Source organism: Robertmurraya sp. GLU-23, assembly GCF_052983275.1.
Genome location: NZ_JBRKCV010000045.1, coordinates 1 through 1,444 on the forward strand (window position 1 = coordinate 1; position 1,444 = coordinate 1,444).

A 1,444-nucleotide genomic window follows, 5' to 3' on the forward strand; every position below is an offset into this window, starting at 1 on the left:
CCATACCGAACACGGAAGTTAAGCTTTTCAGCGCCAATGGTAGTTGAGGGTTTCCCTCTGTGAGAGTAGGACGTCGCCAGGCACCTGATAAAAGAGAGTAGTCAACATGACTGCTCTCTTTTTTTATATAATTTTTTTCGCGGAAGTTTACTTCTTTAGTCATTTCCTATAAGATGTAAGTAATACCAAGTCTGATTGATTGGAGTGATATAGTTGCAAGAAACTAATGTTCTAGCTCAGTTTACAGAATGGCTTAAACAAGTAGGGAAATCACCTAGTACGGTCACAACATATCAACGTGAAATTCAAAAATATCAAGACTGGCTTCAACAATATTCGATTTATTTAGAGGACATAACACAAAAGGACGTACAATTATATGTTTCTTTTTTAGAGCAGCAGGGGAAAAGTCCAGTAACTATTGATAAAATACTTGGATCGATTCGTACCTTTGCAAAATTTTTGAAGAAACCTGATATCATCATTGATATAACTGTGGTTCCCGTAGAGAAAAAAGACGAAATTGAAGTGTTAACCACTTTTGAATGTGACCAACTTGTTCGTGAAGTAAAAAAGGATGGACATAATAGAAACATTGCTATTGTCTATTTATTGCTTCATACGGGTATTAGAGTGTCAGAATTATGTTCTCTAAATAAGTCTGATATTGATTTCGAAAGAAATCTAGTGTTAGTTAAACATCACTCTACTGGTGAAGGTAGAGTGATACCATTATCTGATGAAGCAAGAGCTTATCTGGAGAATCATATAGAATTAAATCATATCGAAGATGCTTTGTTTGTTTCCAAGTCCAACGAACGACTTACTGAGAGATCGGTTCAGTATATGCTTAAAAAGTATCAAGTGAATCCTCACAAATTAAGGCATACCTTTTGTCAGCGACTTGTTGATAAAGGAGTTGCATTAGAAATAGTATCTGAATTAGCAGGTCACAAAGACATTAATGTAACAAAAAGGTATGCAAAATCTCGAATGAAACAACTAGAGTTAGAAAAGGCGATTCAGAATACTTTTTCTAAAGATACACTAGGTTAGGTTGTTTAAAATATCGGTTCTGTAATTAAAAGCCATGTACGAGTTGTACATGGCTTTTAATAATTCTTAACAAAAAGTTGTTGTATTATGTATAGGAATTATGTAGAATATAATTCTTGGCTTCAAAACGGTGAAGCCACTTAGAAAAATAATTTTAAAACAGAAGTTGACTTCTGCGAATTAAGATGATATAGTAATACATGTAGCCGACAACAACGACTTGAAAAAAACTTTCAAAAAAGTTTTTCGTAGAAGTTGACAATGGTGAAATGATATAGTAAGATAATCAAGTGCTTAATTGAACCTTGAAAACTGAACAAGACAACAACAAACGTCAACGTTTTAACTAAGTTTTAAACTTTAAGAGCTAATCTTACTCTTTATTGGA

Annotated in this window: 1 protein-coding gene and 1 rRNA gene; both read left to right on the forward strand. The window is 33.4% G+C overall.

Going from position 1 to position 1,444, the window contains the following annotated elements:
* Positions 1-82, forward strand: a 5S ribosomal RNA gene (gene rrf, locus ACVBAX_RS25245); the annotation flags it as partial.
* 131 nt (positions 83-213) lie between these two features.
* Positions 214-1,056 (forward strand): tyrosine-type recombinase/integrase, encoded by an 843-nt coding sequence (locus tag ACVBAX_RS25250; RefSeq protein WP_447119697.1) that lies wholly within the window; start codon positions 214-216, stop codon positions 1,054-1,056.
* Positions 1,057-1,444: the final 388 nt, after the last annotated feature.